This is a genomic window from Kitasatospora sp. DSM 101779 (genome assembly GCF_025655475.1).
Taxonomy (GTDB): domain Bacteria; phylum Actinomycetota; class Actinomycetes; order Streptomycetales; family Streptomycetaceae; genus Kitasatospora.
The window spans coordinates 4507395-4533158 of the sequence record NZ_JAHTIK010000001.1; the positions used below are offsets into that span (position 1 = coordinate 4507395).

Here is a 25764-nt window from a genome sequence, read left to right on the forward strand (position 1 = left end):
TAAACCGAGAGTAATGAGATCTTTGCACAGCGTGAATCCGAACGACAGGTCGGAGCGTTGGATTCACCTTTACGAGTGGAGGCCGGTCGGGCCGGGAACCCGACAGCCGGAAGGGCCGGCGAACGCCCAGCTCAGGGGTGTTCGCCGGCCCTCCCGGCGGTGGTGTCGCAGCCTGCCGTGCGGCGGCCGCAGGAGTGCGGGGTCGGGGTCAGACGCGGGCCGCGCCCAGTCCCACCCTGCTGCGGTCCCCGGCGTCCCCGAGTCCGAGCACGAACTCCGGGTCGACCTGCCCGGCGAGGTCCCGGCCGACCTTGGCGTTGCCCCAGCTCTCGGCGTTGCGCAGGTGGAAGTGGACCGCCTGGGCGGTGTACTTCCGCGGGTCGCGCAGCTCGAACGCGGCGTCCGCCGCCGCCTCCAGCTCCTCCAGGACGCCGCGGTTGGCCGGCTCCAGCGAGCGCAGGGCGGGCTCGGCGCCCTGCTCCAGCCGCCGCACCCAGTCCGAGTGCCCGAAGGTCGTCAGCAGGTCGTCGCCCACCTCCCGGCGCAGGAAGGCCAGGTCGTCCGGCCCCTGCACCTTGTTGCCGACGACCCTGAGGTCGACGCCGAAGTCGCGCGCGTACTCCTTGTACTGGCGGTAGACGGAGATGCCCTTGCGGGTCGGCTCGGCGACCAGGAAGGTGAGGTCGAAGCGGGTGAACAGCCCGGAGGCGAAGGAGTCCGAGCCGGCGGTCATGTCGGTGACCACGTACTCGTCCCGTGCGTCGATCAGGTGGTTGAGCAGCAGCTCGACCGCGCCGACCTTGGAGTGGTAGCACGCGACGCCGAGGTCCTGCTCGGTGAAGGCGCCGGTGGCCAGCAGTCGGACGGACCCTTCGTCGAGTGCGATCGGGCGGGCGCACGCGGCGTACACCGGGTTCTCCTCGACGATGCGCAGCAGTCGCGAGCCGCGGCCGGGGGGAGTGGTCTTGATCATCTCTTCGGCCGACCCGATGAGCGGGTTGTCGCCGCGGAGGTACTCCTTGATCTCCGGCAGGTGGGCGCCGAGGGACGGCAGTGCGGCCGCCTGGTCGTCCGTCAGGCCGAGGGCCGGGCCCAGGTGTTGGTTGATGTCGGCGTCGACGGCGATCACCGGGCGACCAGCGGCGGCCAGGTGGCGGATGAACAGCGCGGACAGCGTCGTCTTGCCGCTGCCGCCCTTGCCGACGAACGCGATCTTCATCTGGGGCTCCGGCTCTCGCTGCGGCGGTCGGTACCGCCGAAGGGATGTTGGAAATCGTTATCGTCACCGATAGCGGTCATGCTAGCGGGGGTTTGGCATGCCACGCGGGTGGGAACGGAGGATTGCCTCGATCGGGTGATGGCGGGGTTGCTGTGCGGGGGGTGGAGGGTGGGTCATTACCCTCGGGTACGTGAGCACTGGAACTGATCCCCTCGCCTCGCTGGCCGAGCTGCCCGGGGTGCCCGAGGCCGTCGCCGAGGTGCGCAAGGCCGTCGACCGGCTCTACGGCCACCGCGTGATGCGCCGCCGTGCCGGCGAGGTGACGTCGGAGGCCGCGCTCCGCGGCGCCCGCGCGTCGGCAGCCCTCGACGGTGCCGACTGGTCGCTGGAGGAGATCCGGCGACGCACCGACTTCGGCGGCGACGCCGAGGCCCGCACGGTGGGCGGTGCGCTGCGGATCTCGGCCGAGGCCGGCCAGCTGCTGGCCGTCTGGCGCCACTCACCGCTGCAGGTGCTGGCCCGACTGCACCTCCTGGCGGTCGGCGACGCCGATCCGTCCGCCGGTCGGCCCCGACGCGCCGGCGAGCAGGCCGAGCCGCTCTTCCCGGTCGAGCTGCCAGCCTCCGAGGGGCTCGAGAAGTCGGTGGAGAGCGTGGAACTCCCGCCCGCGCCGGGCGCGGAGGAGGTCGCGGCGCGACTCGACCAGCTGTCACACCTCCTGGTCTCCCGCGCGGAAGGCGCCGCGAACGGTGCGCCCGCCCTGGTGGCGGCCGCGGTGGTGCACGGCGAGCTGCTGGCGCTGCGGCCCTTCGCCTCCCACAACGGCGTGATCGCGCGTGCTGCGCAGCGCATCGTCCTCATCGCCGAGGGCCTCGACCCGAAGGCCATCTGCCCGGCCGAGGTCGGTCTCGCCGAGCTCGGCACAGCGGTCTACCGGGACGCCCTGGCCGGCTACCTCAGCGGTACCGGCGAGGGCATGGCGCGCTGGATCCGGCACTGCGGAGAGGCGCTCCGGCTCGGCGTCCGGGAGAGTACGGCGGTCTGCGAGGCGATGCAGCGCGGCATGGTCTGACGGCGGGACCGGCGCGGGGCATGGTCTGACGGGAGGGGTCGCGCGGGGCGGGCGCGTGCTGCGTCGGTCGTGCAGCGGGTCGCAGCGCCGTGCCGGTCGGGCTGCGGGCGGTCGGGCGGGGCGGCGAACGGCCCGTGGCATGCAGATGCGGCGGCACCTGATCCTGCTCGGTGCCGCCGCTGGCACAGGTGTCGGGTTACCAAGCATGCACCGGAAGTGCCCATCAGGTGGGGATCTGGCCCGTTCACCTGGTGCGGCGGCCCGTCAGCGGGTCGGCTGCATGTGGGTGCCCAGCTGGCTGTGCGCGGTCCGTGGGCCTTAACTGCGTTGTCGGAACGACCCCTTAGGGTCCTGACCGGGTCTCGCGGGCCGTACGTCCTTTCTATCGCGGATCGCCCCAAAGCGGAACCCGAAACAAGAACTTTTTCCCGTTTGTCCGATATGGCGTCCGGGCCTGGCAGGCAGGTCAGACCACCGGCCGTCGGCGTCGCGCGGAGTACCAGAGCAGACCCGCCGTGAGCGCCGCCGCGCCGACCGCGACGGCCAGCAGCACGGACCGGCTCGGAGCGCCGAACTCCGGGATCCTGCTGCGGAGTTCGACCGGGCGGTTGAACACCAGCACCGGCCACTCGCGGGCCGCCGCCTCCTTGCGCAGCGCCCGGTCGGGGTTGACCGCCGACGGGTGGCCGACCGCCTCCAGCAGCGGGAGGTCGGTGGACGAATCGCTGTACGCGTAGGACTCGGCGAGGTCATAGCCCTGCTCCGCCGCGAGTTCGCGAATGGCCGCCGCCTTGTTCTCGGCGTACGCGTAGTACTCGATCTCGCCGGTGTAGCAGCCGTTCTCGACCTTGAGGCGGGTGGCGATCGCGTGGTCGGCGCCGAGCAGCCGGCCGATAGGCTCGACGACCTCCGAACCGGAGCTGCTGACGATCACCACGTCGCGCCCGGCCGCATGGTGCTGCTCGATCAGCGACGCGGCCTCCTCGTAGATGATCGGGTCGATCAGCTCGTGCAGGGTCTCCGCGACGATCTCGCGGACCTGCTGGACGTTCCAGCCGCGGGTCAGCGCCGACAGGTACTGCCGCATCTTCTCCATCTGGTCGTGGTCCGCTCCGCCGACCAGGAAGACGAACTGGGCGTAGGCGCTCTTGAGCACGGCCCGACGGTTGATCAGGCCGCCCTGGTAGAACGGCCGGCTGAACGCGAGCGCGCTCGACTTGGCGATGATCGTCTTGTCCAGGTCGAAGAACGCGGCGGTGCGCGGAGCCCCGACGGCCCGGGCCGGGACAGCGGGGGCCGCCCCGGCGGCCTCCTCGACGGATCCGTTCGTCCGGTTCGCGTCGGCGACCGGATCCTGTGCCCCGCTGCCCGGCGTGCCGGCGTCGGGTTCGGCACTGTCGGCCGACGTGTCCGCCGGGCCGGAGGGGGTCGACGGGGGCGCGTCGGGGGTGGTTGCGCGCCCCGAGTCGGGACCGTTGTCGACGGTGTCGGCGTTCTCGGTGGTGTCCACGGGACCGAGGATAGAGGGCGGGCCGAAACCCCCCGCCATTCGGCGTACTCGGCGGCGCGCGGGTTTGTGTTTCTGGCCGCTCGGGTACACCATGGAAGTCACGGATCGTTCGCGACCGTGCTAACCCGGTCCGGCTCCTCCCCCCCGAGTCGGGCCGTGGATAGACGACCCCCGCTCTCCCCCCCGGCGGGGGTCGTCGCATGTCCGGGCCCGTTTCTGCAGGCTAGTTGACACTGCCGGTGTCCGCCCGGAACGGATCGGTGACCGTACCGCCCGATGGGTGCACGTGCAGCACCGCCACGCCACTGCAGTCACTCTGGGTGACTGATTCATCGGTAATCGCAGATCCTGCAGAAGGCGTGTTCCCGTACCTATCGCGTCAATTCTGTGATGCATTGCCCCCCGGGCGAGTGAAGCGACTTATCCACAGCCCCGAGTTGTCCACAGCGAATGCGACGAGCGGATCCGAGGCCCTCCCGGTACGCCACGGTGGTGCCCGGGCCACCGCCGACCCCGCCCGATCGTCGGGCAGGTCGGCGGCCCCGCACCGGCCGTCGCACGCTTTCCGCGCGCGCCGTCCGGCCCGGACCACTCGGACACCGCCCGGCAGCACCGGGCGCCGCCCTGGGGGAGACCGCATGTCGACACCCACCACCGATTCCCGCCCGACGGGCCGCCCCGCGCCCACCGGCCCGCTGATCGTCACCGCGGACGACGCCCTCGCCGACCACCTCGCCCGGATCTGCGCCGCGGCCGGTGCCGAACCGTACCTGGCCCGTGCCGAACCACCGCGCGCACTCTGGGAGGACGCGCCACTCGTGCTGGTCGGCGACGACCTCGCCGAGTCGTGCGCCGGGCTGCCGCGCCGGTCCGGCGTGCTGCTGCTCGGGCTCGACCTCGACGACGGCAGCGTCTGGGTGCGGGCCGTGCGCCTCGGCGCCGAGCACGTGCTGTTCCTGCCGGACGCGCAGGCGTGGCTGCTGGACCGGATCGCCGATGCGGCGGAGGGCGTCGGCCCGCCCGCGCTCACCGTCGGCGTGCTCGGCGGCCGCGGCGGCGCCGGCGCCTCCACACTGGCCTGCGCGCTCGCCGTGACCGCGGCGCGCAGCGGGCACCGCACCATGCTGGTCGACGCCGACCCGCTCGGTGGAGGACTCGACGTCCTGCTCGGCGGCGAGACCGCCGAGGGGCTCCGCTGGCCCGATCTCGCCGGCTCCCGCGGGCGGATCGGCGGAGCGGAACTCGCCGGCGCACTGCCGGAACTGCAAGGTCTCAGCGCGCTCTCCTGGGACCGCAGCGACTGCCTGGCCATCCCGCCCGAGGCGATGCGCAGCGTGCTCGCCGCGGCCAGGCGCCGCGGCGGCCTGGTGGTGGTCGACCTGCCCCGCCACCTCGATCCGGCCGCCGCCCAGGCGCTCGAGCAGATCGACACCGGTCTGCTCGTGGTCCCCGCGGAACTGCGCGCCCTCGCCGCCTCGGACCGCGTCGCCGCCGCCGCCCGGATGCGGCTGACCGACCTCCGCGCGGTGGTCCGCGTCCCCGGCCCGGTCGGCCTTCCCTCCGCCGAGATCGCCCGCAACCTGAGGCTCGCCTTCGCCGGAGAGCTTCCGTCGGAGCCCGGGCTCGGCCTCGACGTCGAGCGCGGACTGCCGCCCGGCCTGCGTGAGCGAGGCCCGCTCGCCCGCTTCTGCAACAGCTTCCTGAGCGAGGTCATGCCGCCGGTGGCGGCCGCAGGCGGTGCATCATGACCGACCGTCTCCCGCGCCGCCGCATGTCCGGCGGTCCTTGGGCCCAGCCCGCGCAGCACCGCCGCCGCCTCGGCGCCGGCCTGCGACTCGGCAGTGGCGGCTCCCTGCGGACTGCGGCGGCCCTCCGCTCCGACGGACAGCACGGCGAACGCACCACTGCGGTCGGCAAGCAGATCCAGGACGACTCCACGCACCGCCGCGGCACCCTGCTCGACGCCGTCCGCCTCCATCTGGCCGAGACCGGCGCGCTGCCCACCACCGGGTCCGTCGCCGCCGCGCTGCGTGCCAACCGGCCGCCCCTGGGCGGCGGGGACGTGCTCGACACCGTACGGGCCATCCAGGCCGAGCTGGTCGGCGCCGGGCCGCTCCACGAGCTGCTCGACCGCCCCGATGTGACCGATGTGCTCGTCAACGGCCCTGACGAGGTGTGGATCGACTGCGGAAGCGGCCTGCAACCGGCACCGGAGGTCCGATTCCCGGACCGCGAGGCCGTCCGACGGCTGGCCCACCGACTGGCGACCGCCGCGGGCCGCCGCCTCGACGACGCGATGCCCTGGGTGGATGCCCGACTCCCGGACGGCACCCGGCTGCACGCCGTCCTGCCGCCCATCGCCGCCGGCGGCTGCACCCACATCTCCCTGCGGATCTGCCGGGCACGCCCGTTCACCCTGGACGAGCTCGTCGTCGGCGGCACACTGACCGGGCCCGGAGCCGACCTGCTCCGCGGAGTGCTCCGTGCCAGGCTCTCGCTGCTCATCAGCGGCGGCACGGGCTCCGGCAAGACGACTCTGCTGGCAGCCCTGCTCGGACTCGTCGGGGCCGACGAGCGGATCGTCGTGGTCGAGGACTCGGCCGAACTCCGCCCCGACCACACGCACGTGGTGCGCCTGCAGAGCCGTCCGCCGAACCAGGAGGGCCTCGGTGAGCTTACCCTGCGCGACCTCGTCCGGCAGGCCCTGAGGATGCGTCCCGACCGGCTCGTCGTCGGCGAGGTCCGCGGCGCAGAGGTCGTCGACCTGCTCGCCGCGCTCAACACCGGTCACGACGGCGGATTCGGCACCGTCCACGCCAATGCGGCGGCCGACGTGCCGGCCCGCCTGGAAGCGCTCGGGTCGCTCGCCGGCCTCGACCGGCTCTCGCTCCACAGCCAGCTCCGGGCCGCCGTCGACCTGGTCGTCCACCTCGTCCGCGATCCCGCCACCGGGCAGCGGCGGGTGGCCGAACTCCACACCGTGGAGGGCGATGCCCGCGGCCTCACGACCACGCGACCCGCCCTGCTCTTCCGGCCCGGTGGCCGCTGCGAGACCGGACCGGGCTGGGCCTCGCTCCAGCACATCTGCGCCGAACGCGGCGTCACCCTTGCGGGGAGGCCGGAATGACGCTCCGCCAACTGGAGGCGCTCTGGGGCCTGGCGCTCTGCGGGGTGGCCGGACTGGCGTGGTGGCTGCTGGAGTCGGCCGCCGCCTGGCCCAAGGACGACCGGACGGCGTCCGACCGTCGGAGGCGGCCGTGAGCGGGCTCTCGACGGGCACGGCAGCGCTGGGCCGCCCGCCGGCCGTGCTGCCGGGCGGCGCGGTACGACGTCCATCCGGTGGCGGGCGGGCCAGGAGGCTGCTCGACGCCCAGGGTGAGGAACGTGCCCGTCGGAGAGGCACGGCCCTCCATGAGCTCGTCCGGCGTGCGGCAGCGAGCGGACGCCGGCCCCGGTGGCTGGTCCCCGAGCTGGTCCTGTTGCCCATCGGGATCGCTGCCGGCCATGCCACCCACTCTCCGGTCCCGTTCACGGCGGCGGCCGCCGGCATCCTGCCGCTGCGGCGACTGCGTGCCCGACGCCGGACGGTAGAGGAGGCGCGGCGTCGCTCGGCGGCCGTGATCGAGCTGTGTACCTGTCTGGTCGGCGAGCTCCGCAGCGGTGCCACCGCCGAGTACGCCCTGCAGACCGTCATCGGCCGCGGGCGAGCACTCCGGGACGACCTCGGCGCCGAACCGTCCGCCCGACTCGCGGCGGCCCGCTACGGCGCAGACGTCCCGACCGCCCTCCGTCTGGTCGCCGAACTGCCGGGCGGCTGCGGGGCCGCAGCCGTCGCCGCCTGCTGGCAGGTGAGCGCCGAGAGCGGCACCGGGCTGCTGGCGGGCCTCGATCAGCTCGTCGACGCCCTGCGTGCCGAACGCGCCCTCGCCGAGGAGGTGGCCGGTGAGCTGGCCGGCTCCCGCGCGACGGTCGCGCTGCTTGCCGTGCTCCCCGTTTTCGGTCTCCTGCTCGGTACGGCCCTCGGTGCTCACCCACTGCCGACGCTGCTCCACACACCGGCTGGCCTGGTCTGCCTCGCCGCCGGTGCCGCACTGGAGACCGCAGGCCTGCTGTGGACGGCCCGGATCGTCAGGTCCGCCGAGGACGCTCCCCCGGTCGACCCGGCCCGGACGGCGGGCGAGGACGGCAGGCCGAGAACGGGGCGGCCGGCCTGCGGGATCTCCCGCCGCCGTGCGGACCGCCTCGGAGGCCCGGAACAGCTGCGCCCCCGTACCGCGAGGGGTGGGGTGGCCGGGTGACCGCCCTGACTGTCGCACTGTCAGCCCTCCTCGGTGTCCTGGCAGTCCTGCCCGGGCCGGTGCGGCGGCGCGAGCTCAGACGGCGCCTCCGCGGCTGTCTGCCCGACCTCCGGCCCGCCTGCCCCCGGCGACACGCTCGCCGCCCCCGTCGCCCCCGTCGGACGCGACGGCCGCTGCGCAGCCTGCCTGCCCGAGCCTGGTGCGCGCCACTGGCGGTCGGCCTCGCCACCGCTGCTGCCACCGGCGGGGCGGTGGGCCTGGTGGCCGGGGCAGTGGCGGCCGCGGCCGCCTACCGCTGGCTGCCCCGGCCCCTGTCGGCCGCCGCACGGCGCGCAGTGGCCGAGGAGGAGCGCCTGCTGCGCCAAGTGCCCCTCACCGCAGAGCTGCTGGCCGCCTGTCTCGGCTCGGCCTCCGCGCCAGGCCGGGCGGCCGCTGCGGTGGCCGCCGGCGTGGACTCCCCGATGCGTGACCGGCTGACGGCGGCTGCCGCCCAGCTCGCGCTGGGCGCCCCGCCGGAGGTCTGCTGGGAGCAACTCGGCTCTTCCAGCCCTGTGCTGGCGCCGCTGGCACGCTGTCTGATCAGGACCAGCCGCAGTGGCACGCCGCCGATGGCAGCGCTGAGCAGCCTCGCCCAGACACAGCGGGCGGCGGCAGCCCGGGCCGCCCACGCCAGGGTCCGGCGCGCGGGTGTGCTCGCCACCGCCCCACTCGGGCTCTGCTTCCTCCCCGCCTTCGTCCTGATCGGTGTTGCGCCCGTCGTCATGGGCCTCGCCACGCTCTACGCCCACCGGATCTGACGTCCCGCCCACCCGGATCGCCTCCCGACTCGAATCACGGATCTGCCCGAAGGAGTCTGCGATGTTCCAGCCCACCGTCCGTCTCACCGACCTCCCGTCCCCGACCACCGACACCACCGTGGCGGCCCCCGACCCCGCTGCCCCGGCGGCGGCCCTCGTCCCCGGCCCCGTACCGACCTCCGTCGCTCCGCCGGTCGCCTTCCGGGTACGCCGCCGACTCGGGCTCCACCGCATGGCCGTGGTCCGTGCCCGTCTCGCCCGACGTCTCGCCCGGCGGATCCGCGGGGCAACGATCGGCCCGCCGGACGCCGGCATGACGACGGCGGAATACGCCATCGGCACGGTGGCGGCATGCGCCTTCGCCGCGATCCTCTACCGCGTGGTGACGAGCGGGACGGTCTCCGGGGCGCTCGGGGAACTGCTCGACAGGGCCCTCCATGCGGTCTGACCGCCGTCCACCAGACCCACGGCGTCCACCAGACCCACGGCGTCCGGGAGACCCACGGCATCCGGGTCGGCGGCGGCCGATCGGAGGCGGCTGGAACGGCAGGCCGTACGACGCGGGGACGGCCACCGCGGAGACGGCGGTGGCGATGCCGGCCATGGTGCTGCTCGCGGCCATGCTGATCTGGGGCGTCATCGCAGCCGCAGGCCAGATCCGTTGCGTGGACGCCGCCAGGATCGCGGCCCGGGCCGCAGCACGCGGAGACACGGACGCGGTGGCGGCGGCTCGCGCGGCCGCCCCGCCCGGTGCATCCGTCGAGATCGCCCAGGACGACGCCACTGTGCGGGTCACGGTCGAGGCCCCCTTCCCGGCACCCGGCCGGATCGGCGCGGCATTGTCGGTCCGGCTGGGAGCCTCAGCTGTCGCGGCCCGCGAGGACGCCCCGAGCGGGGCGGAGGGCGGCTCACCATGGCCGCCCTGAGGACACGACCTGCCACGCCCGACCATCCGCACGAGCTGTCGCCCGCACCGACCGGCGACGCGGGCTCCGCGACCGTGTGGCTGCTCGCGATGGGCATGCTCGGCTGCGCGGTGTTCGCGGTCGTGCTCGCGGTGGGATCGGCCGTCGCGGCCCGGCACCGTGCGGAGTCCGCTGCCGATCTCGCAGCGCTGGCGGCTGCCGAGCGCCTGCTGGTCGACCCCGACGCAGGCTGCGCTCGCGCGGCCGGGATCGCCGCTGCTCACGGCGCCGATCTGGTCTCCTGCGCCCCTCTGCCGGAGGAGGACGCCGTCGAGGTGGTGGTGGAGGTGGCGACCAGTCACCTGCCCTTACCGGCAGGCCCTGCCCGGGCACGCGCCCGAGCCGGCCCGGTCTGGGCGCCGGCTGCCGCCGGGGACGCCTCCGTCGACGGCACGGACGACGCGAGCGGGCCCGCACGGGCCGCGGCTGTCCGGGCGGAACCGCCCACCCCGGTCGACCGACGACGGCGACAGCCGCCCCTACCGCGGTATCGCCCCGTGCTGGCCGCCCTCGGTGGTCGGCGCCCCCGTGAGCAGCACGTCCAGCAGCCGGACGGCAGCCGCCTTGTCCAGCGGGTCGTTCCCGTTGCCGCACTTGGGGGACTGCACACAGGACGGGCAGCCGCGCTCGCATTCGCACGCGGCGATGGCGTCCCGGGTGGCCGTGAGCCACTGCAGGGCCCTGGTGTACCCGCGCTCGGCGAAGCCGGCCCCACCGGAGTGGCCGTCGTAGACGAACACGGTGGGCAGCCCGGTGTCCGGGTGCAGTGGCACCGAGACGCCGCCGATGTCCCACCGGTCACAGGTGGCGAACAACGGGAGCAGACCGATCGAAGCGTGCTCGGCGGCGTGCGCGGCGCCCGGCAGCTGGTCGAACGGGATCTCGGCGTCGAAGAGCTGGTCCTCCGTCACCGACCACCACACCGCCCGCGTCCGCAGCGTCCGCGGTGGCAGGTCGAGCTTGGTCTCGCCGAGGATCTCGCCGGTGGAGATGCGCTTGCGCAGGAAGCCCACCACCTGGTTGACCACCTCGACCGAACCGAAGCTCAGCCGGGCCTCGCCCCACTCCTCGGACCTGTCGGTCGACAGCACGGAGATGGACGTGATGTCGCGGGCAGCCGTGGTGTACGGCGGGTCGGCCGCCTCCACCAGGGCGACCGAGGTCTCCAGGTCGAGGTCCTGCACCAGGTAGGTGCGCCCCTGGTGGAGGTGGACGGCGCCGGTGTGCACGGTCGTGTGCGCGGCGGCCGCGTCGACCGTGCCGAGAAGTCGGCCGGTGGAGGCCTCCACGATCTGGACGGGGTTCCCGCCGCTGCCACGCAGGTCGACCCCGTCGGCGGCCCGCTCCCGCCGGGTCCAGTACCAGGAGCCGTCCGCGCGGCGGCGCAGCAGCCCCCGCCGCTCCAGCACCGGCAGCAGCTGAGCGGTGGACGGCCCGAAGAGGTCCAGGTCGGCATCGGTGATCGGCAGTTCGGCCGCCGCGGCGCACAGGTGCGGAGCCAGGACATGCGGGTTGTCCGGGTCGAGCACGGTCGCCTCCACCGGATTGGCGAAGAGCGCCTCCGGGTGGTGCACCAGATAGGTGTCGAGCGGGTCGTCGCGGGCGATCAGCACCGCCAGCGCGCCCTGCGCCTCCCGTCCGGCCCGTCCGGCCTGCTGCCAGAGCGAGGCCCGGGTGCCCGGGTAGCCGGCCAGCAGGACGGCGTCCAGACCGGAGACGTCCACGCCGAGCTCAAGGGCGGAGGTGGAGGCGAGACCGAGCAGGCGTCCGGAGTGCAGGTCGCGCTCCAGCGCCCGACGTTCCTCGGCCAGATAGCCGCCCCGGTAGGCCGCGACCCGCCCGGCCAGCGGGTTGCCCAGCAGGTCCTGCGCCTGCAGGGCGACCAGCTCGGCGGCCCGCCGGGAGCGGACGAAGGCGACCGTGCGCGTGCCGGACTCCACCAGGTCGGTGAGCAGATAGCCGGCCTCGGCGGTCGCCGTCCGGCGGACGGGCGCGCCCTGCTCGCCCACGTGCTCGGTCAGCGGCGGCTCCCACAGCGCGAACACCAACGGCCCGCGCGGCGACGCGTCCTCGGTCACGGCGACCGTGGGCAGCCCGGTCAGCCGCTCGGCCGTGACGGCCGGCTCCGCGGTGGTGGCGGAGGCGAGCACGAACGTCGGATCGGCCCCGTACCGGGCGCAGAGCCGCCGCAGCCGCCGCAGCACCTGCGCGACGTGCGAGCCGAACACGCCGCGGTAGCTGTGGCACTCGTCAACCACCACGTACCGCAGTGCCTTGAGGAAGGAGGACCAGCGTGCGTGCGCCGGCAGGATGCCCCGGTGCAGCATGTCCGGGTTGGTGAGCACGTACGAGGCGTACTGCCGCACCCACTCGCGTTCCTCGGGCGGGGTGTCGCCGTCGTACAGCGCGACCCGCACCCGCGGCGGAACCAGTTCGGCAGCCCGCCTGCGCTGGTCGGCCGCGAGCGCCTTGGTCGGTGCCAGGTAGAGGGCGGTGGCGCCGCGCCCGTTGCGGGCCTCGGTGCCGTCGAGCAACGCGCTCAGCACGGGCGCCAGGTACCCCAGGGACTTGCCCGAGGCGGTGCCGGTGGCGATCACCACGCTCCGCCCGGCCCGGGCCAGTTCCATCGCCTCGGCCTGGTGCGCCCACGGCTCGCGCACACCCAGTTCGCCGGCGGCCTCCCGGATTTCCGGACGGATTCCTTCCGGCCAGGAGGAATGGCGGGCGGGGCGGGCGGGAAGGTGCTCCGTATGGGTGAGGCGGTCCGACCGGCCCCGGTTGGTGGACAGGGTCTTCAGCAGTGCTTCGGGCGCGGTGTGACGGGGCGGCATGAGGACCCAGTGTGTCACCGGCGTGACGGAGAATCGCCGCAAGCCATCGTGCGGGCATGGTCACAGGTGGTTCAATGAGGCCGTGACGGCCGCACGGCCGAGGGACGCACGCCGATGCTGGTCAGCAGCGGCTTGCCTCGCCCGGCCTGCGACCACGCGGTGGCGGCCGCCCGGCCGAGGATCGCAATGACGTAGCAAGGCAAGGTGCTGGAGGTTCCGTGGACCTGTCCCTGTCGACCCGTACGGTCGGCGATCGCACGGTCGTCGAAGTCGGCGGCGAGATCGATGTGTACACCGCCCCCAAGCTGCGCGAGCAGCTTGTCGAGCTCGTCAACGACGGCAACTACCACCTCGTCGTCGACATGGAGGGCGTGGACTTCCTCGACTCCACCGGTCTCGGCGTGCTGGTGGGCGGGCTCAAGCGGGTCCGTGCACACGAGGGCTCGCTGCGCCTGGTCTGCAACCAGGAGCGCATTCTGAAGATCTTCCGGATCACGGGCCTGACCAAGGTCTTCCCGATCCACAACTCGGTGGACGACGCCGTCGCGTCCACCGACTGATCAGTCTTTGCCCGCACCGGCGGGGCCGTGCTGCGGCCCCGCCGGTCCGGCGGGGCCGGCGGCGGCCCCGCGCCGGGGTGTGCATGCACGCTCCGGCCCACCAGGGAGCAACCCCGGAGGGGGAGGAATGGCAACCGTCGAACTTCGATTCAGCGCGCTTCCCGAGCACGTGCGCACGGCCCGGCTGGTGGCAGCTGCCGTGGCCAGACGGGCCGGCGTCGACGAGTCGGTGCTCGACGAGGTCCGCCTGGCCGTCGGAGAGGCATGCTCGCGGGCCGTCGGCCTGCACCAGCGCGGCGACGCCCACGGGGCGATCCGCGTCGCACTGATCGAGCAGGAGAAGCGTTTCCTCATCGAGGTCGCCGACGAGGCCGGCGACGGCTCCGTTCCCTCCCCCGTGTCCGGCGCGAGTGCCGACCCCGGCGAGGACGCCCTCGGCCTGGCCGTGATCACCGGCCTGGTGGAGGACGTCGAGGTCACCAACGGTGGCGAGGGCGGCCTCATCAGGATGAGCTGGCCGGTCTCCACCGCGCCCGTCGCCGTCTGACGCCCGGCCCGTTTCCCACCCCGCAGCCGTACAGCGTCCGCCGGGCGGTGTGCGGCTCCGCTCATACTGCCCTTCGCCTCGAATCCCGCTGCTGGCGTGCCGCCAGGCCCCCGTGTGGCCGCTCCGCCGTCCCCGGATCCCGCAGCGCCTGCCAGGCCGGCCCCTCAGCCCGCATTGACAAATTGTTGAAAGTGGCTGTTTCCTGCCCCTGGCGCGACCGGTTCGGTTCGAGACCGACGGGACGAGTGACACCCCCATGCGCATACGCATCCTCCGGCCGGGCGGGCAGGCGACGGCCGAGCTCCAGGCGACACCCACCTCGGAGGCACTCTGGGCCGCGCTGCCGATCGATTCCAACGCCTGTACCTGGGGCGACGTCTACTTCGACGCCGGCCTGAGCCCGCCGCGCGAGCCGGACGCGGCCCAGGTCGTGGACCCGGGCACGGTGGCTTTCTGGACGGACGGCGACAGCCTGGCGCTGCCGTTCGGCCCCACCCCGATCTCGCACGACGGCGAGTGTCGCCTGGCGAGCCCGTGCAACCTGCTCGGGGCGCCGGACGGGGACCCCGCGGTGCTCCGCACGGTCCGTGACGGGGACGCGACCCGGGTCGAGCGGGCGTAAGGGCCGTCGGCGGGCGGGGCGGGCGGCCGTGTAGGTTCGCAGATCGACGTCCGCGACCGAAAGGCACCCGGTGAACAAGCGACTGCTGACCGTCCCCGCGCTCGGCGCGCTGCTCGCGTTCGGCGCCGTCGCGTGCAGCGACGACAACACCAAGCAGCTCGACGGCTGGGCGAAGAGCGTCTGCGACGCCGCGCGGAGCCCGATCGCCCAGTCGCGGGTCGCCCTCGCCGACACCGCCAAGGTGACGCCCGGCGAGGAGCCGATCGCGTTGCAGAAGCGGCTGTCGGCGGACCTGGCCGAGTTGGCCAAGTCCAACGCCGGGCTGGCGGACGCCGTCGACAAGGCCGGGGCACCGAAGTCGGAGGACGGTGAGACGGCCCGGACGGACGCCGTGAACGAGCTCCGCAAGGCCGCCCAGGGCTACCTGGACGTCCAGAAGAAGTTGGACGCCCTGGCCACCAGCGACCAGGCGAAGTTCGCGGACGGCCTCCGCAGCGTGGGCGACCAGGTCCAGCAGCTGGCCCAGCTCTCCACGCAGGGGCTCAACCGGCTGCAGACCGGCGAGGCGGGCGACGCGATGAAGCGCCAGCCCGGCTGCAAGGCGGACGCCGTGGCGGCCCCGGTGGCCAGCGGCACCGCATCGGCAGGTGCCGACCAGCCCGGCTCGGGCGGGACGGGCACGCCGTCCGCCGCGCCGTCCGGCAAGGCCTCCGCCAAGCCCTCCGGGAAGCCGTCCGGCAGCGCCTCGGGCTCGGCCGCCGCGCCGTCCGCGGGGACGTCCTCCCAGCCGTCCGACGCAGCCTCGCCGAGCGCCTCGGCCGGCTGAGCGGAACGCCCCGGGTGGGTCCGCGCCGTCACCCGGGCCCGGGGAGCGGCGGCGCGGTCACGGGTGACGGCGCACACGGACGCCGCCCGGCGCCGTCGCTGCTCCCGTCACCGCGCGCCGTCGCGCCTTGCCCGTCGCGCCTTGCCCGTCGCGCCTTGCCCGTCGCGCCTTGCCCGTCGCGCCTTGCCCGTCACGCCTTGCCCGTCACGCCTTGCGGCCGCGCGACAATGGCGGGGTGACCAACAGCCCTACGCCCGATCCCGTCCGCCTCGCCAGGCTCCGTGAGGCGCTGCTCGCCGCCCAGTACACGGCCGACGGCTGCCTCGACCTGCTCGGCCCCACCGCCTACGCCGCCCTCGCGCGCAGCGAGACGGTGCCCGCCCTGCGGGCGACCCGTGGCGGCAGCCCGCTGGAGACGCTGGTGCGGCTGTTCCTGCTGCAGCAGCCCGTCCCGCGCGCGGCCGCTGCGGCCGCCCTCTCCGTCGAGGACTGCCTGGCCGACGGCTGGCTGACCGAGGACGGCGACCGGGTCCGGGCGACCGTCGACGTACGTCCGTACGCCAACGAGGTGGCCGGGCTGCCGAGCGCCGACGCCTGGGTCGTCTCAGACCTCGGCTGCGCGGTGGGCGGTGCCGGCGGAATCGGGGCCGGGGACAGCGCCGGCGGTGTGGCCCGCCGGGACCTGGTGCTCGGCGTGGGCGGCGCCTCCACCACACTGGCCAACCTGGCGGTGCGGCGCCCCGCCCGGTCCGCGCTGGACCTGGGGACCGGTTCCGGCGTGCAGGCCCTGCACGCGGCCCGTCACGCCCAGCACGTCACCGCCACCGATCTCAATCCCCGGGCGCTGCAGTTCGCCCGGCTCACCCTGGCGCTCTCCGGTTTCGAGAACACCGAGACCGCCGAGGGCAGCCTGTTCGAGCCGGTCGCGGACAAGCGGTTCGACCTGATCGTCTCCAACCCGCCGTTCGTGATCTCGCCGGGGAGCCGCTTCGTCTACCGGGACGGCGGCATGGCCGGTGACGACCTGTGCCGCAGCATCGTCCGCGGCGCCGCCGCGCACCTGGAGCCGGGCGGCTACTGCCAGCTGCTGGCGAACTGGCAGCACGTCAAGGGCGAGGACTGGCACGAGCGGTTGGCCGGCTGGGTGGCCGGTACCGGCCTGGACGCCTGGGTGGTGCAGCGGCAGGTGCAGGACATCGCCGAGTACGCCGAGCTGTGGCTTCGCGACGGCGGCGACCACCTCGGCCGGGGCGCCGACTACCGGGCGCGGTACGGCGAATGGCTGGACGCCTTCGAGGCGGCGGGCGTCGAGGGCGTCGGCTTCGGCTGGATCACCCTGCGGGCGAGCGGTGCGGCCGAGCCGACCGTCCGGATCGAGGAGTGGCCGCACCCCGTCGAGCAGCCGCTCGGCCCGCACATCGAGGAGTGGTTCGCCCGCCAGGACTTCCTCCGCGCGCACGACGACGCGGCGCTGCTGGCGGCCCGCTACGTGCTCGCCGAGGAAGTGGTGCAGGAGCAGGTCGGGGCGCCCGGCGCGGAGGACCCGGAGCACGTGATCCTGCGTCACAACCGCGGCATGCGGCGGGCGACCAAGGTGGACACGGTCGGCGCCGGGTTCGTCGGCGCCTGCGACGGCAGCCTCGCCGCGGGCGACATCGTCGATGCGATCGCCCACCTGCTGGGGGAGGAGCGCGTGGTGCTGCGGGACCGGGTCCCGGAGTCGCTGCGGATGCTCACCGAGCAGGGCTTCGTCGCACCGGTCGTGTCCTGACGGTCGGTGGCCGCCAGCCGGCGGGGCGGGGCGGCCGACTCCGTGTCGACCGCCCCGCCCCGGCTGTCCCGCCCGCGCCGTCCCTCGTGCAACGTCCTCCGTGCACCGGCCCTCGCGTGTCGGTCCGGGGACGTCGGCCCGGGGACGTCGGCCCGGGGACGTCCGCCCCGGGCGGGCGCGGTCACGGGTGGAAGAGCTCGCTGATCTTGGTGATCCGGCCGGCGGAGTCGACCGTGATGTCGTAGTTGCCGCCGTAGCAGGAGTAGGGCTGGGGGACCTCGCGGTTGTGGGCGCAGTCCTCGGCGTGGGTGGCGAACTCGGCCAGCGGGACGGCCTTGGGCGCCATCGTGCTGCTCATCGCGAACAGTTCCGCGGTGGCGCCCGGGGCGAACGAGAAGGAGCCGGCGGCGCCGGTGGGCTCGTAGTAGCCGTCGTCGTCGATGTCGGGCCCGCAGACGAAGCGGGTGGGCGTCGCGGTGACCTTGGTCGCGGTGGCGGCGGTGACGTTGATGACCCGGTGCCCCGGGCGCTGGGCGGCGGCCGTGCAGTCGGCGGCCGGCTTGCCGGATCCGGACGGCTTGGCGGTGGTGGTGCGGCCGGTCGACGGCTTGCCGCTGGGCCGGTTGCTGGCCCTGGTCGTCGGGGTGGCGCTCGCGGTCGGCTCGGACGAGGTGGAGGACGAGGGAGCGGCGGAGGCCGTGGCACCGGTGCCCGGGGCGGCGGTGTCCGTGCCGGCGCCGTTCGGGTCGCAGGCGGTGAGGGCGAGCGTGGCCGCGCCCAGCAGTGCGGCGGTTGCGATCAGACGGCGTGCGGACATGGTGGTTCTCCCCCCGAGTGCGACCGGCGGGCTCCGGCCGATGTGGTGTGGTGCTGCGCTGTGGTGCCGCTACTGGTGTACCCCGTCCACGGACGGCACGGGTGCTGCCGTAGCGGGGCTGTGACAGCCCGGGCCGAGCCGTTACGCGGGCGGCCTCCCCGTGACGTTCCGCAGACCCGTCGCGCCCCTTGCGGCCACCGCGACCCCTCCCGCCCGTCGGGTCACCCGCGACGCGTCGGCCCGCCGCGCCCCGGCGGCCACCGTGACCCCTACGGCACCTGCGGGCCACCCGGACCGGCTGCGGCCACCCGGACCGCTCCGGCCGAGCCGCCCCGCCGAAGCGCCGTCCACAGAGCGTCGTTCACCTCTCCGCCCCCGGGATGTTCCCCGTCGTACGTCGAACGTCAGTCCGGGGTTGTCCGCAGGCTGCCAGGCTCCGTCCACAGGTTGTGGACGAGCGCGCTCGGGACAGCGCGCCCGGGCCGGTGGATTGAGGCCAGGGAGGGCGGGACGGTGGAGACGCCGACAGCGGTCGCGGCAGGTGCGGTTCTGACCTTCTTCGGCAGCGCACTGCTGCTGTGGTGCGCCGCCGAGTTGCGCCTTCGCCACCATCTGCGCCGTCACGGCATACCCGCGACCGCCCGCGTGGTCGCGGACGGAGATCCGTACGGCGAGCCGTACGGCGACACCTTCGGCGAGCTCGACAGTGCGCCGCTGCTCTCCTACACCGCGCTGCCGGAGGTGGAGGTCGTGCCGGTGCGCGGCGCGGCCGAGACCGGCCGGGCCCGCGCCGTCCGGGCAGCCGAGACCGTGCTGGCCCGTCCCCGCGGCAGCACCCCGCTCCGCCGGCCGGGCCGGCTGGTGCCGGGTGCGCTGGTGCAGGTCATGTACGACGCGCGCCGTCCGAGCCGGGTCGTCCTGGCCGGTACCGACCTGCTGCCGACGCTGGCCACCGATGTGTTCTGGGCGCTGCTCGGCACCGGCGCACTGGCCGGCGGCCTCAGCCTGTTCGCCTCGCTGCTCGCCCACTGAGCCGACCGCCCCCGACGCGAACCGCCGCCCACGCGACCACCGTCCGCGCGAACCGTCGCCGGAGCGAACCGCAGCCGGAGCGGGCCGGGGTGCCGGCCGTGAAGGGACGCGGCCCGTCCGGGGACCCGCGGACCGCGTCCGACGGCCCGCCCCGGAAGACATCGCAAGGTGCGCCCGGTCCCTTCGTCCACAGCGGGTCCGGGCCCGTGCCCGTCGGCCGGGATACGTCCGGATCCGGTCTCCTCGTCGGCCGGTGACCCCCTCCATGGGGCGCGCGGCCTCGTCGTCGGGTTACCGTTCGAGTGGCGTCGGTCGGCCTTGCCGGTGAAAAAGCGGGAACCGTCCGTTTGACAAGGGTGGCCAGGGTACGGTCACACTCCGCTGGTGGGGTCGTCGCACAGCGACAGCCCCGGACGGCGGAAGGACGGGCGGAGTGCCTCCCCCGCCGCCCGCGCCGCCAGCACAGATAACGACCGGGAGAGAAGAGCGAAGGTGTCCCCGAGCAGCGAGACCGCGCACGGCAAGCGACTCGTCATTGTCGAGTCGCCGGCCAAGGCCAAGACGATCAAGGGCTACCTCGGCCCCGGCTACATCGTCGAGGCCAGCGTCGGGCACATCCGGGACCTGCCCGGCACAGCCGCCGAGGTGCCGGACCGCTACACGGGCGAGGTGCGCCGGCTCGGTGTCGACGTCGACCACGACTTCGCCCCCATCTACGTGGTCAACGCCGACAAGAAGTCGCAGGTGACCAAGCTCAAGTCGCTGCTCGCGGAGTCCGACGAGCTCTTCCTCGCCACCGATGAGGACCGCGAGGGCGAGGCGATCGCCTGGCACCTGCAGCAGGTGCTGAAGCCCAAGGTGCCGGTGCACCGCATGGTCTTCCACGAGATCACCAAGGACGCCATCCAGGAGGCGGTGCGCAACCCGCGCGACCTCAACCAGCGCCTGGTCGACGCCCAGGAGACCCGCCGCATCCTCGACCGCCTCTACGGCTACGAGGTCTCGCCGGTGCTGTGGAAGAAGGTCATGCCGAAGCTGTCGGCGGGCCGCGTGCAGTCCGTCGCCACCCGGCTCGTGGTCGAGCGCGAGCGCGAGCGGATCGCCTTCCGCTCCGCCTCGTACTGGGACCTGGTCGGCACCTTCTCGACCGGCCGCACCGCGGCCGACGCCGCGAACCCGGAGAACTTCGGCGCCCGGCTGGTCTCCGTCGACGGCCGTCGGATCGCCACCGGCCGCGACTTCGGTTCGGACGGCCGGCTGCGCGACGCCGCCGTGGCCGCGAACACCCTGCACCTCGACGAGCAGGCCGCCCGGGCGCTGGCCGCCGCGCTGGAGCAGACCGCGTTCGCCGTCCGCAGTGTCGAGTCCAAGCCCTACCGCCGCTCGCCGTACGCGCCGTTCCGCACCACGACGCTCCAGCAGGAGGCCAGCCGCAAGCTGGGCTTCGGTGCGAAGCGGACGATGCAGGTCGCGCAGAAGCTGTACGAGAACGGCTTCATCACCTACATGCGCACCGACTCCACCACGCTGTCGGAGACGGCGGTCACCGCCGCACGCGCCCAGGTCACCCAGCTGTACGGCGCCGACTACCTGCCGGACGCGCCGCGCGTCTACGCCAGCAAGGTCAAGAACGCCCAGGAGGCGCACGAGGCGATCCGCCCGTCCGGCGACCGCTTCCGCACCCCGGCCGAGACCGGCCTGTCCGGCGACGACTTCCGGCTGTACGAGCTGATCTGGATGCGCACCGTCGCCTCCCAGATGAAGGACGCCGTCGGCCAGTCCGTCACCGTCCGGGTCGGCGGCCGCTCCGCCGACGGCCGGGACGCCGAGTTCTCCGCCTCCGGCAAGATCATCACCTTCCACGGCTTCCTCAAGGCCTACGTGGAGGGCGCGGACGACCCCAACGCCGAGCTCGACGACCGCGAGCGCCGGCTGCCCAACGTCGCCGAGGGCGACCCGCTGGCCGCCGACCGGCTCACCCCGGAGGGCCACGCCACCAAGCCCCCGGCACGCTACACCGAGGCCTCGCTGGTGAAGGAGCTGGAGGACCGCGAGATCGGCCGTCCCTCCACCTACGCCTCGATCATCGACACGATCATCAACCGCAAGTACGTCTTCAAGAAGGGCACGGCGCTCGTCCCGTCCTTCCTCTCCTTCGCCGTGGTGAACCTGCTGGAGAAGCACTTCGGCCGGCTCGTCGACTACGACTTCACCGCCAAGATGGAGGACGACCTCGACCGGATCGCGGCCGGCCAGGCCGAGTCCGTGCCGTGGCTGAAGCGCTTCTACTTCGGCGAGGGCGCGGGCGCCGCCGCGGGCGGTGCCGCCGAGGCCGGCAACGGCGACGGCGACCACCTCGGCGGCCTGAAGGAGCTCGTCACTGACCTCGGCGCGATCGACGCCCGGGAGATCAGCTCCTTCCCGCTGAGCGAGGAGATCACCCTGCGGGTCGGCCGCTACGGCCCGTACGTCGAGAAGGCCTCCGCCGTCGAGGGCGAGCAGGGCCAGCGCGCCGACATCCCCGACGACCTGCCGCCGGACGAGCTCACCGTCGAGCTCGCCGAGGAGCTGCTGGCCAAGCCCAGCGGCGAGCGCGCGCTCGGCACCGACCCCGAGAGCGGCAACCCGCTGGTCGCCAAGGACGGCCGCTACGGCCCGTACGTCACCGAGGTGCTGCCCGAGGGCACCCCGAAGACGGGCAAGAACGCGGTGAAGCCGCGTACCGCCTCGCTCTTCAAGACGATGTCCCTGGACACCGTCACCCTCGAGGACGCGCTGCGCCTGCTCTCGCTGCCCCGGGTGGTCGGCACCGACCCCGAGGGCAACGAGATCACCGCCCAGAACGGCCGGTACGGCCCGTACCTCAAGCGCGGCACCGACTCCCGGTCGCTGACCAGCGAGGACCAGCTGCTCACCATCACCCTGGACGAGGCGCTGGCCATCTACGCCCAGCCCAAGCAGCGCGGGCGCGCGGCCGCCGCCGCCCCGCTCAAGGAGCTCGGCACCGACCCGGTCAGCGAGCGCCCGGTGGTCGTCAAGGACGGCCGCTTCGGCCCGTACGTCACCGACGGCGAGACCAATGCGACGCTCCGCAAGGACGACGAGGTCGAGACGATCACCCCCGAGCGCGGCTACGAGCTGCTCGCCGAGAAGCGCGCCCGCGGGCCGGTGAAGAAGGCGGCCAAGAAGGCGCCGGCGAAGAAGGCCGCGGCCAAGAAGACGGCGACCAAGAAGACCGCCGCGAAGAAGACGGCCGCCGCCAAGACGACGGCTGCCAAGACCACCGCCGCCAAGACGACCGCCAAGAAGACGGCCACCAAGGCGACCGCGGCGAAGAAGGCCGCAGCCGCCACCCCCGACGAGGACTGAGCCGCACCCTCCGTCACGCGGGCCCGCACCCTCGGGGGTGCGGGCTCGCGGTGCGTCACAACCGTGTCATGACCGGCTTCCGGAACCCCGTCCGCCCCATGGGCCCTAGCGTCCGACCGCTACGCTGACGGTATGACGAGTGAGGAGCAGACCGCCGGTCCCAGCACCGCCCCGCCCGACCGTCCGGAGGTTCCGCCGGCCGGGACACCCGGCGAACGGGCCCGGTCGCTGCTCCGGCTCCGCCCCTACCGGCGATTGTGGACGGCCCAGCTGGTCAGCGGCACCGCGGACCGCCTGTCGCTGCTCGTCCTCGTCCCGCTGACGGTGGTCGCCGCCGTGGCCGGCGGACAGTTCGGCGACGGCTACCGGTCGCTGGCGCTCGCCGTCGCCGCGGTCTTCACCGCGCGGATGCTCGCCACCGTGCTGTTCGGGGCCGCCCTGCTCGGCCCGGTGCACACGCTGTTCGGCGAGAAGCTGGACCGCCGCTGGGTCCTGGTCGGCGCGGACGTCGTGCGCGCCGTCCTGATCGGCATCGCCGCCTGGTGGTCGACCTGGACGCCGGGCGCCGCCACCTGGGTGCTGCTGGGCACCGTCTTCGCCACCGGCGCCGCCGAGCGGATCTGGGCGGTCGCCAAGGCAGCCGCCGTCCCCGGCCTGCTGCCGGCCGCCGACCCGTACGCCGCGCCCGACCACCGCAAGCCCTCCGCCGCCTCCCTGGACGCCGTCCGCACCGTGGACGACCGGACCGGCTGGGCCACCGTGCCGCTCGGCGCCACCGCCCTGGTCGCCCTCACCCTGCTCAACAACGTCCTCGCCGCACTCGGCCCGGACTGGCTGCGCGCCCACCAGGTCACCTCCGCCGCGGTCGGCGCCGCCCTGACGTTCGCCGCCTCCGCCGTGCTGGTCTTCCTGCAGGAGCTGCCCGCCGGCCCCGCCGCCGCCCCGCACTCCCCGCTGCAGGGCCTGCGAGCCCCTGTCGACGCCACCCCCGGCAAGGCGCTGAGCAAGGGCCGTACCGGCTCCGCCCCGTACTTCACCTTCGCCGTCGCCGCGGCCTACGCCTCGATGGCGGGCGTCGCCTCGCTCGGCCTGCTGACCGCGCTGGAGCACCGCGCCGGCCCGATCGGCTACGGCCTGGTCGTCCTCGCCGCGGGCCTCGCCCCGGCCGCCGGCGTCCGGCTCACCCGGGCCACCCTGCCCTCGTTCTCCCGCCGCCGCCTGCTCACGCTCGCCCTGCTCGTCGAGGGCGTGGCACTGATCCTGGCCGGCCTGGTGCTGGACTTCGTCCTCGTCCTGCTGCTCACCGTGCTGGCCGGCGTCGCCGCCGGGCTGACCGTGTCGGTCGGCCGCACCCTGCTCGCGCAGGAGGTCGAGGAGGCCCGGCTGCCCAAGGTCACCGAGCACCTCTACGCGGTGCTGCGGGCCGTGGTCGGCAGCGCGCTGATCGCCGTCCCGCTGATCGCGGCCGCCTACGGCGAGATCACCCTCGGCCGGGTCGAACCCGGCAGCTTCACCTTCATCCACGACGGCGCCGCGCTCGCCGTCTCCACGGCCGGCCTGCTCACCCTGGTGCTGGCCGCGGTCGTGCTGCTGCGCACCGACGACCGCCGCGGTGTGGCGCCGTTCAGCAAGGAGCTGTTCCAGGCCGTCCGCGGCGGCGCCGACCCGGCCCCGCACCGCACCGCCGGCACCGGCTTCTTCATCGCCCTGGAGGGCGGCGACGGCGCCGGCAAGTCCACCCAGGCCCAGGCCCTCGCCGAGTGGATCCGCGCCAAGGGCCACGAGGTGGTGCTCACCCGCGAGCCCGGCGGCAGCCCGGTCGGCCAGCGGCTGCGCGGCCTCGTCCTGGACGTCGGCAACACCGGCCTGTCGCACCGCGCCGAGGCGCTGATCTACGCCGCCGACCGCGCCGAGCACGTCGAGAGCGTCATCCGGCCCGCGCTCGCCCGCGGCGCCGTGGTGATCACCGACCGGTACATGGACTCCTCCATCGCGTACCAGGGCGCCGGCCGCGACCTCGCCGCGACCGAGATCGCCCGGATCTCCCGCTGGGCCACCGGCGGCCTCCTCCCGGACCTCACCGTGGTGCTGGACGTCGACCCGACCGCCGCCCGCGAGCGGTTCACCGAGGCGCTCGACCGGCTGGAGTCCGAGCCGACCGAGTTCCACGCCCGGGTCCGGGCCGGCTTCCTCGCCCTCGCCGCCGCCGACCCGGCCCGCTACCTGGTCGTCGACGCGGGGCAGCAGCCCGCCCAGGTGACCACCGCGATCCGCCACCGGCTCGACCGCGAGCTGCCGCTCTCCACGCAGGAGAAGGCCGCCCTCGCCGAGCAGGAGCGCCTCGCCCGGGAGGCCGCCGAGCGCCGCGCCGCCGAGGAGGCCCGGCTCAAGGCCGAGGCCGAGGAGGCCGAGCGCAAGCGGCAGGCCCTGCTGGAGGAGCTGCGCGCCGAACAGGCCGAGAAGGAGCGCCTCGCCAAGCTGGAGGCCGAGCGGATCGCCGCCGAGGAGGCCCGCAAGGCCGCCGAGGAGGCGCGCCTGCGGGCCGAGGAGCAGGCCAGGGAACGCGCCGAGGAGGAGGCCCGCCGCAGTGCCGCCGAGGAGGCCCGGCTCAAGGCCGAAGCCGCCGAGCGCGAGCGCCGCGAGGCGGAGGCCGCCGCCCAGGCCGAGATCCAGCGCCAGCGCGAACTGCAGCGCGCCGAACAGCGCCGACGTGCGGAGGAGGCCCTGCAGCGCGCCGAGGAGGCCCGGCTGCAGGCCGAGGCCGCCGAGCAGGAGCGCCGGGCGGCGGAGACCGCCGCCGCGTCGGCCGCCGCGACCGCGGAGCTTCCGCAGGTCGCGCCCGCCCGGGACGGCGAGGACGACGAGGACGACGAGACCACCCGGGAGATCCCCGAGGTCGAGCGTCGGAAGGCGGTGCGGGCCGCCGAGCAGGCCGGCCCCGCCGACGCGACGGCCGTCCTGCCGACCGTCCCGGCCGCCGACGAGACGGCCGTGCTGCCGAAGGCGGAGCCCGCGGACTTCCGCAAGGCACCGCTGGCGGACGAGACGGCCGTGCTGCCCAAGGCCGACGAGACCGCCGTGCTGCCGAAGGCGGAGCGCGCCGACTTCCGCAAGGCACCGCTCGCGGACGAGACGGCGGTGCTGCCGCAGGCGGGCGAGACCGCCGTGCTGCCGCAGGCCGATCCGGACGGGTCCGACCGGGTGCCGCCGGCCCTGTGGCGCGAGGAGCCGCCCGCCGAGACCACCCGCGAGCTCACCCCGGTCGACCGGCCGCGTCCGTCCTGGGCCGAGGAGACGCCGATGGACGACCTCCCCAGCCTCACCGACAGCCTGCTGGGATCGCGCGACGAGTGGGCCCGCTGGGAGACCGAGGAGGACGGCGAGGACGGCCCGGAGCGGCGCGGCTGGGGCCGCAAGCGCCGCCGCGACTAGCCTCCGCCGGCCGCCGGCCGGCAGCGGGACGCAACGGAAGGGCACCGCAGTCTGAAAGACTGCGGTGCCCTTTTCCCCGTCCGCAGCCACCCGAGG

The 25764-nt window shown here is 74.4% G+C and carries 20 protein-coding genes and 1 pseudogene; 17 read left to right on the forward strand and 4 right to left on the reverse strand.

Features of this window, described 5'->3' with window-relative positions; all coding sequences use genetic code 11:
• Positions 1 to 208: 208 nt before the first annotated feature.
• Positions 209 to 1219, reverse strand: a complete 1011-nt coding sequence (locus KSNIM_RS20575) for an ATP-binding protein (RefSeq protein WP_263104666.1) — start codon at positions 1217 to 1219, stop codon at positions 209 to 211.
• A gap of 190 nt (positions 1220 to 1409) precedes the next feature.
• Between KSNIM_RS20575 and KSNIM_RS20580 the strand changes: the two genes are divergently transcribed.
• Positions 1410 to 2291, forward strand: coding sequence for a Fic family protein (locus KSNIM_RS20580; protein WP_263104667.1), 882 nt, complete (start codon positions 1410 to 1412; stop codon positions 2289 to 2291).
• 466 nt (positions 2292 to 2757) lie between these two features.
• Here KSNIM_RS20580 and KSNIM_RS20585 read toward each other — a convergent pair whose 3' ends face one another.
• Positions 2758 to 3531, reverse strand: coding sequence for an HAD family hydrolase (locus KSNIM_RS20585; protein ID WP_263108037.1), 774 nt, complete (start codon positions 3529 to 3531; stop codon positions 2758 to 2760).
• A gap of 908 nt (positions 3532 to 4439) precedes the next feature.
• On the opposite strand from KSNIM_RS20585, the gene ssd reads away from it, so the two are divergent.
• The 8 genes and pseudogenes from ssd to KSNIM_RS20625 all read left to right on the forward strand — a co-directional run.
• On the forward strand, positions 4440 to 5549 hold the full coding sequence (gene ssd, locus KSNIM_RS20590) for a septum site-determining protein Ssd (protein WP_263104668.1): 1110 nt from the start codon (positions 4440 to 4442) through the stop codon (positions 5547 to 5549).
• Entirely contained in the window at positions 5546 to 6928 is a 1383-nt protein-coding gene (locus KSNIM_RS20595; protein WP_263104669.1) for a TadA family conjugal transfer-associated ATPase, read from the forward strand. The genes ssd and KSNIM_RS20595 overlap by 4 nt, the downstream gene beginning before the upstream one ends.
• Positions 6925 to 7062 (forward strand): hypothetical protein, encoded by a 138-nt coding sequence (locus tag KSNIM_RS20600; RefSeq protein WP_263104670.1) that lies wholly within the window; start codon positions 6925 to 6927, stop codon positions 7060 to 7062. The genes KSNIM_RS20595 and KSNIM_RS20600 overlap by 4 nt, the downstream gene beginning before the upstream one ends.
• Before the next feature lie 356 nt (positions 7063 to 7418).
• Complete coding sequence (locus KSNIM_RS20605) at positions 7419 to 8099, forward strand: type II secretion system F family protein (protein ID WP_263104671.1); 681 nt, start codon at positions 7419 to 7421, stop codon at positions 8097 to 8099.
• Positions 8100 to 8359: 260 nt separating this feature from the next.
• A complete protein-coding gene (locus KSNIM_RS20610) occupies positions 8360 to 8896 on the forward strand; it encodes a type II secretion system F family protein (RefSeq protein WP_263104672.1) in 537 nt (178 codons plus the stop codon).
• A gap of 232 nt (positions 8897 to 9128) precedes the next feature.
• Entirely contained in the window at positions 9129 to 9344 is a 216-nt protein-coding gene (locus KSNIM_RS20615; protein WP_263108038.1) for a DUF4244 domain-containing protein, read from the forward strand.
• Between the two features lie 139 nt (positions 9345 to 9483).
• Positions 9484 to 9822 (forward strand): TadE family type IV pilus minor pilin, encoded by a 339-nt coding sequence (locus KSNIM_RS20620; protein ID WP_317634040.1) that lies wholly within the window; start codon positions 9484 to 9486, stop codon positions 9820 to 9822.
• Positions 9810 to 10199, forward strand: a pseudogene (locus KSNIM_RS20625) (Rv3654c family TadE-like protein); the annotation flags it as partial. The gene KSNIM_RS20620 and the pseudogene KSNIM_RS20625, both read left to right, overlap by 13 nt.
• A 141-nt stretch (positions 10200 to 10340) precedes the next feature.
• Here KSNIM_RS20625 and KSNIM_RS20630 read toward each other — a convergent pair.
• On the reverse strand, positions 10341 to 12692 hold the full coding sequence (locus KSNIM_RS20630; RefSeq protein ID WP_263104673.1) for a DEAD/DEAH box helicase: 2352 nt from the start codon (positions 12690 to 12692) through the stop codon (positions 10341 to 10343).
• A gap of 218 nt (positions 12693 to 12910) precedes the next feature.
• Here KSNIM_RS20630 and bldG point away from each other — a divergent pair, with 218 nt between their 5' ends.
• The 5 genes from bldG (at position 12911) to KSNIM_RS20655 (ending at position 17018) form a co-directional block, all read left to right on the forward strand.
• Positions 12911 to 13252: an anti-sigma factor antagonist BldG gene (gene bldG / locus KSNIM_RS20635; protein WP_030272780.1), complete on the forward strand. Its 342-nt coding sequence runs from the start codon at positions 12911 to 12913 to the stop codon at positions 13250 to 13252.
• A gap of 127 nt (positions 13253 to 13379) precedes the next feature.
• Positions 13380 to 13799: an ATP-binding protein gene (locus KSNIM_RS20640; protein WP_263104674.1), complete on the forward strand. Its 420-nt coding sequence runs from the start codon at positions 13380 to 13382 to the stop codon at positions 13797 to 13799.
• A gap of 256 nt (positions 13800 to 14055) precedes the next feature.
• Positions 14056 to 14421 carry a cyclophilin-like family protein gene (locus KSNIM_RS20645; RefSeq protein ID WP_263104675.1) on the forward strand — a complete coding sequence of 122 codons (366 nt, stop codon included), beginning with the start codon at positions 14056 to 14058 and terminating at the stop codon, positions 14419 to 14421.
• Between the two features lie 70 nt (positions 14422 to 14491).
• Positions 14492 to 15247 carry a hypothetical protein gene (locus tag KSNIM_RS20650; protein WP_263104676.1) on the forward strand — a complete coding sequence of 252 codons (756 nt, stop codon included), beginning with the start codon at positions 14492 to 14494 and terminating at the stop codon, positions 15245 to 15247.
• Between the two features lie 235 nt (positions 15248 to 15482).
• Positions 15483 to 17018, forward strand: a complete 1536-nt coding sequence (locus KSNIM_RS20655; RefSeq protein WP_263104677.1) for a class I SAM-dependent methyltransferase — start codon at positions 15483 to 15485, stop codon at positions 17016 to 17018.
• 181 nt (positions 17019 to 17199) lie between these two features.
• Here KSNIM_RS20655 and KSNIM_RS20660 read toward each other — a convergent pair whose 3' ends face one another.
• Positions 17200 to 17835 (reverse strand): hypothetical protein, encoded by a 636-nt coding sequence (locus tag KSNIM_RS20660; protein ID WP_263104678.1) that lies wholly within the window; start codon positions 17833 to 17835, stop codon positions 17200 to 17202.
• A gap of 513 nt (positions 17836 to 18348) precedes the next feature.
• Here KSNIM_RS20660 and KSNIM_RS20665 point away from each other — a divergent pair.
• From KSNIM_RS20665 to tmk, 3 genes are all read left to right on the forward strand, one after another.
• On the forward strand, positions 18349 to 18867 hold the full coding sequence (locus KSNIM_RS20665) for a DUF3592 domain-containing protein (RefSeq protein ID WP_263104679.1): 519 nt from the start codon (positions 18349 to 18351) through the stop codon (positions 18865 to 18867).
• A gap of 492 nt (positions 18868 to 19359) precedes the next feature.
• A complete protein-coding gene (topA, locus tag KSNIM_RS20670; protein WP_263104680.1) occupies positions 19360 to 22236 on the forward strand; it encodes a type I DNA topoisomerase in 2877 nt (958 codons plus the stop codon).
• Between the two features lie 132 nt (positions 22237 to 22368).
• Entirely contained in the window at positions 22369 to 25668 is a 3300-nt protein-coding gene (tmk, locus tag KSNIM_RS20675) for a dTMP kinase (protein WP_263104681.1), read from the forward strand.
• Positions 25669 to 25764: the final 96 nt, after the last annotated feature.

What these genes read in the sequence shown, in the direction of transcription:
- KSNIM_RS20630 (WP_263104673.1), bottom strand. Translation starts at nt 12,692, where the DNA reads ATGCCGCCCCGTCACACCGCGCCCGAAGCACTGCTGAAGACCCTGTCC.
- KSNIM_RS20600 (WP_263104670.1), top strand. Translation starts at nt 6,925, where the DNA reads ATGACGCTCCGCCAACTGGAGGCGCTCTGGGGCCTGGCGCTCTGCGGG.
- KSNIM_RS20615 (WP_263108038.1), top strand. Translation starts at nt 9,129, where the DNA reads ATGGCCGTGGTCCGTGCCCGTCTCGCCCGACGTCTCGCCCGGCGGATC.
- KSNIM_RS20660 (WP_263104678.1), bottom strand. Translation starts at nt 17,835, where the DNA reads ATGTCCGCACGCCGTCTGATCGCAACCGCCGCACTGCTGGGCGCGGCC.
- KSNIM_RS20645 (WP_263104675.1), top strand. Translation starts at nt 14,056, where the DNA reads ATGCGCATACGCATCCTCCGGCCGGGCGGGCAGGCGACGGCCGAGCTC.
- KSNIM_RS20640 (WP_263104674.1), top strand. Translation starts at nt 13,380, where the DNA reads ATGGCAACCGTCGAACTTCGATTCAGCGCGCTTCCCGAGCACGTGCGC.
- KSNIM_RS20595 (WP_263104669.1), top strand. Translation starts at nt 5,546, where the DNA reads ATGACCGACCGTCTCCCGCGCCGCCGCATGTCCGGCGGTCCTTGGGCC.
- ssd (WP_263104668.1), top strand. Translation starts at nt 4,440, where the DNA reads ATGTCGACACCCACCACCGATTCCCGCCCGACGGGCCGCCCCGCGCCC.
- tmk (WP_263104681.1), top strand. Translation starts at nt 22,369, where the DNA reads ATGACGAGTGAGGAGCAGACCGCCGGTCCCAGCACCGCCCCGCCCGAC.
- KSNIM_RS20575 (WP_263104666.1), bottom strand. Translation starts at nt 1,219, where the DNA reads ATGAAGATCGCGTTCGTCGGCAAGGGCGGCAGCGGCAAGACGACGCTG.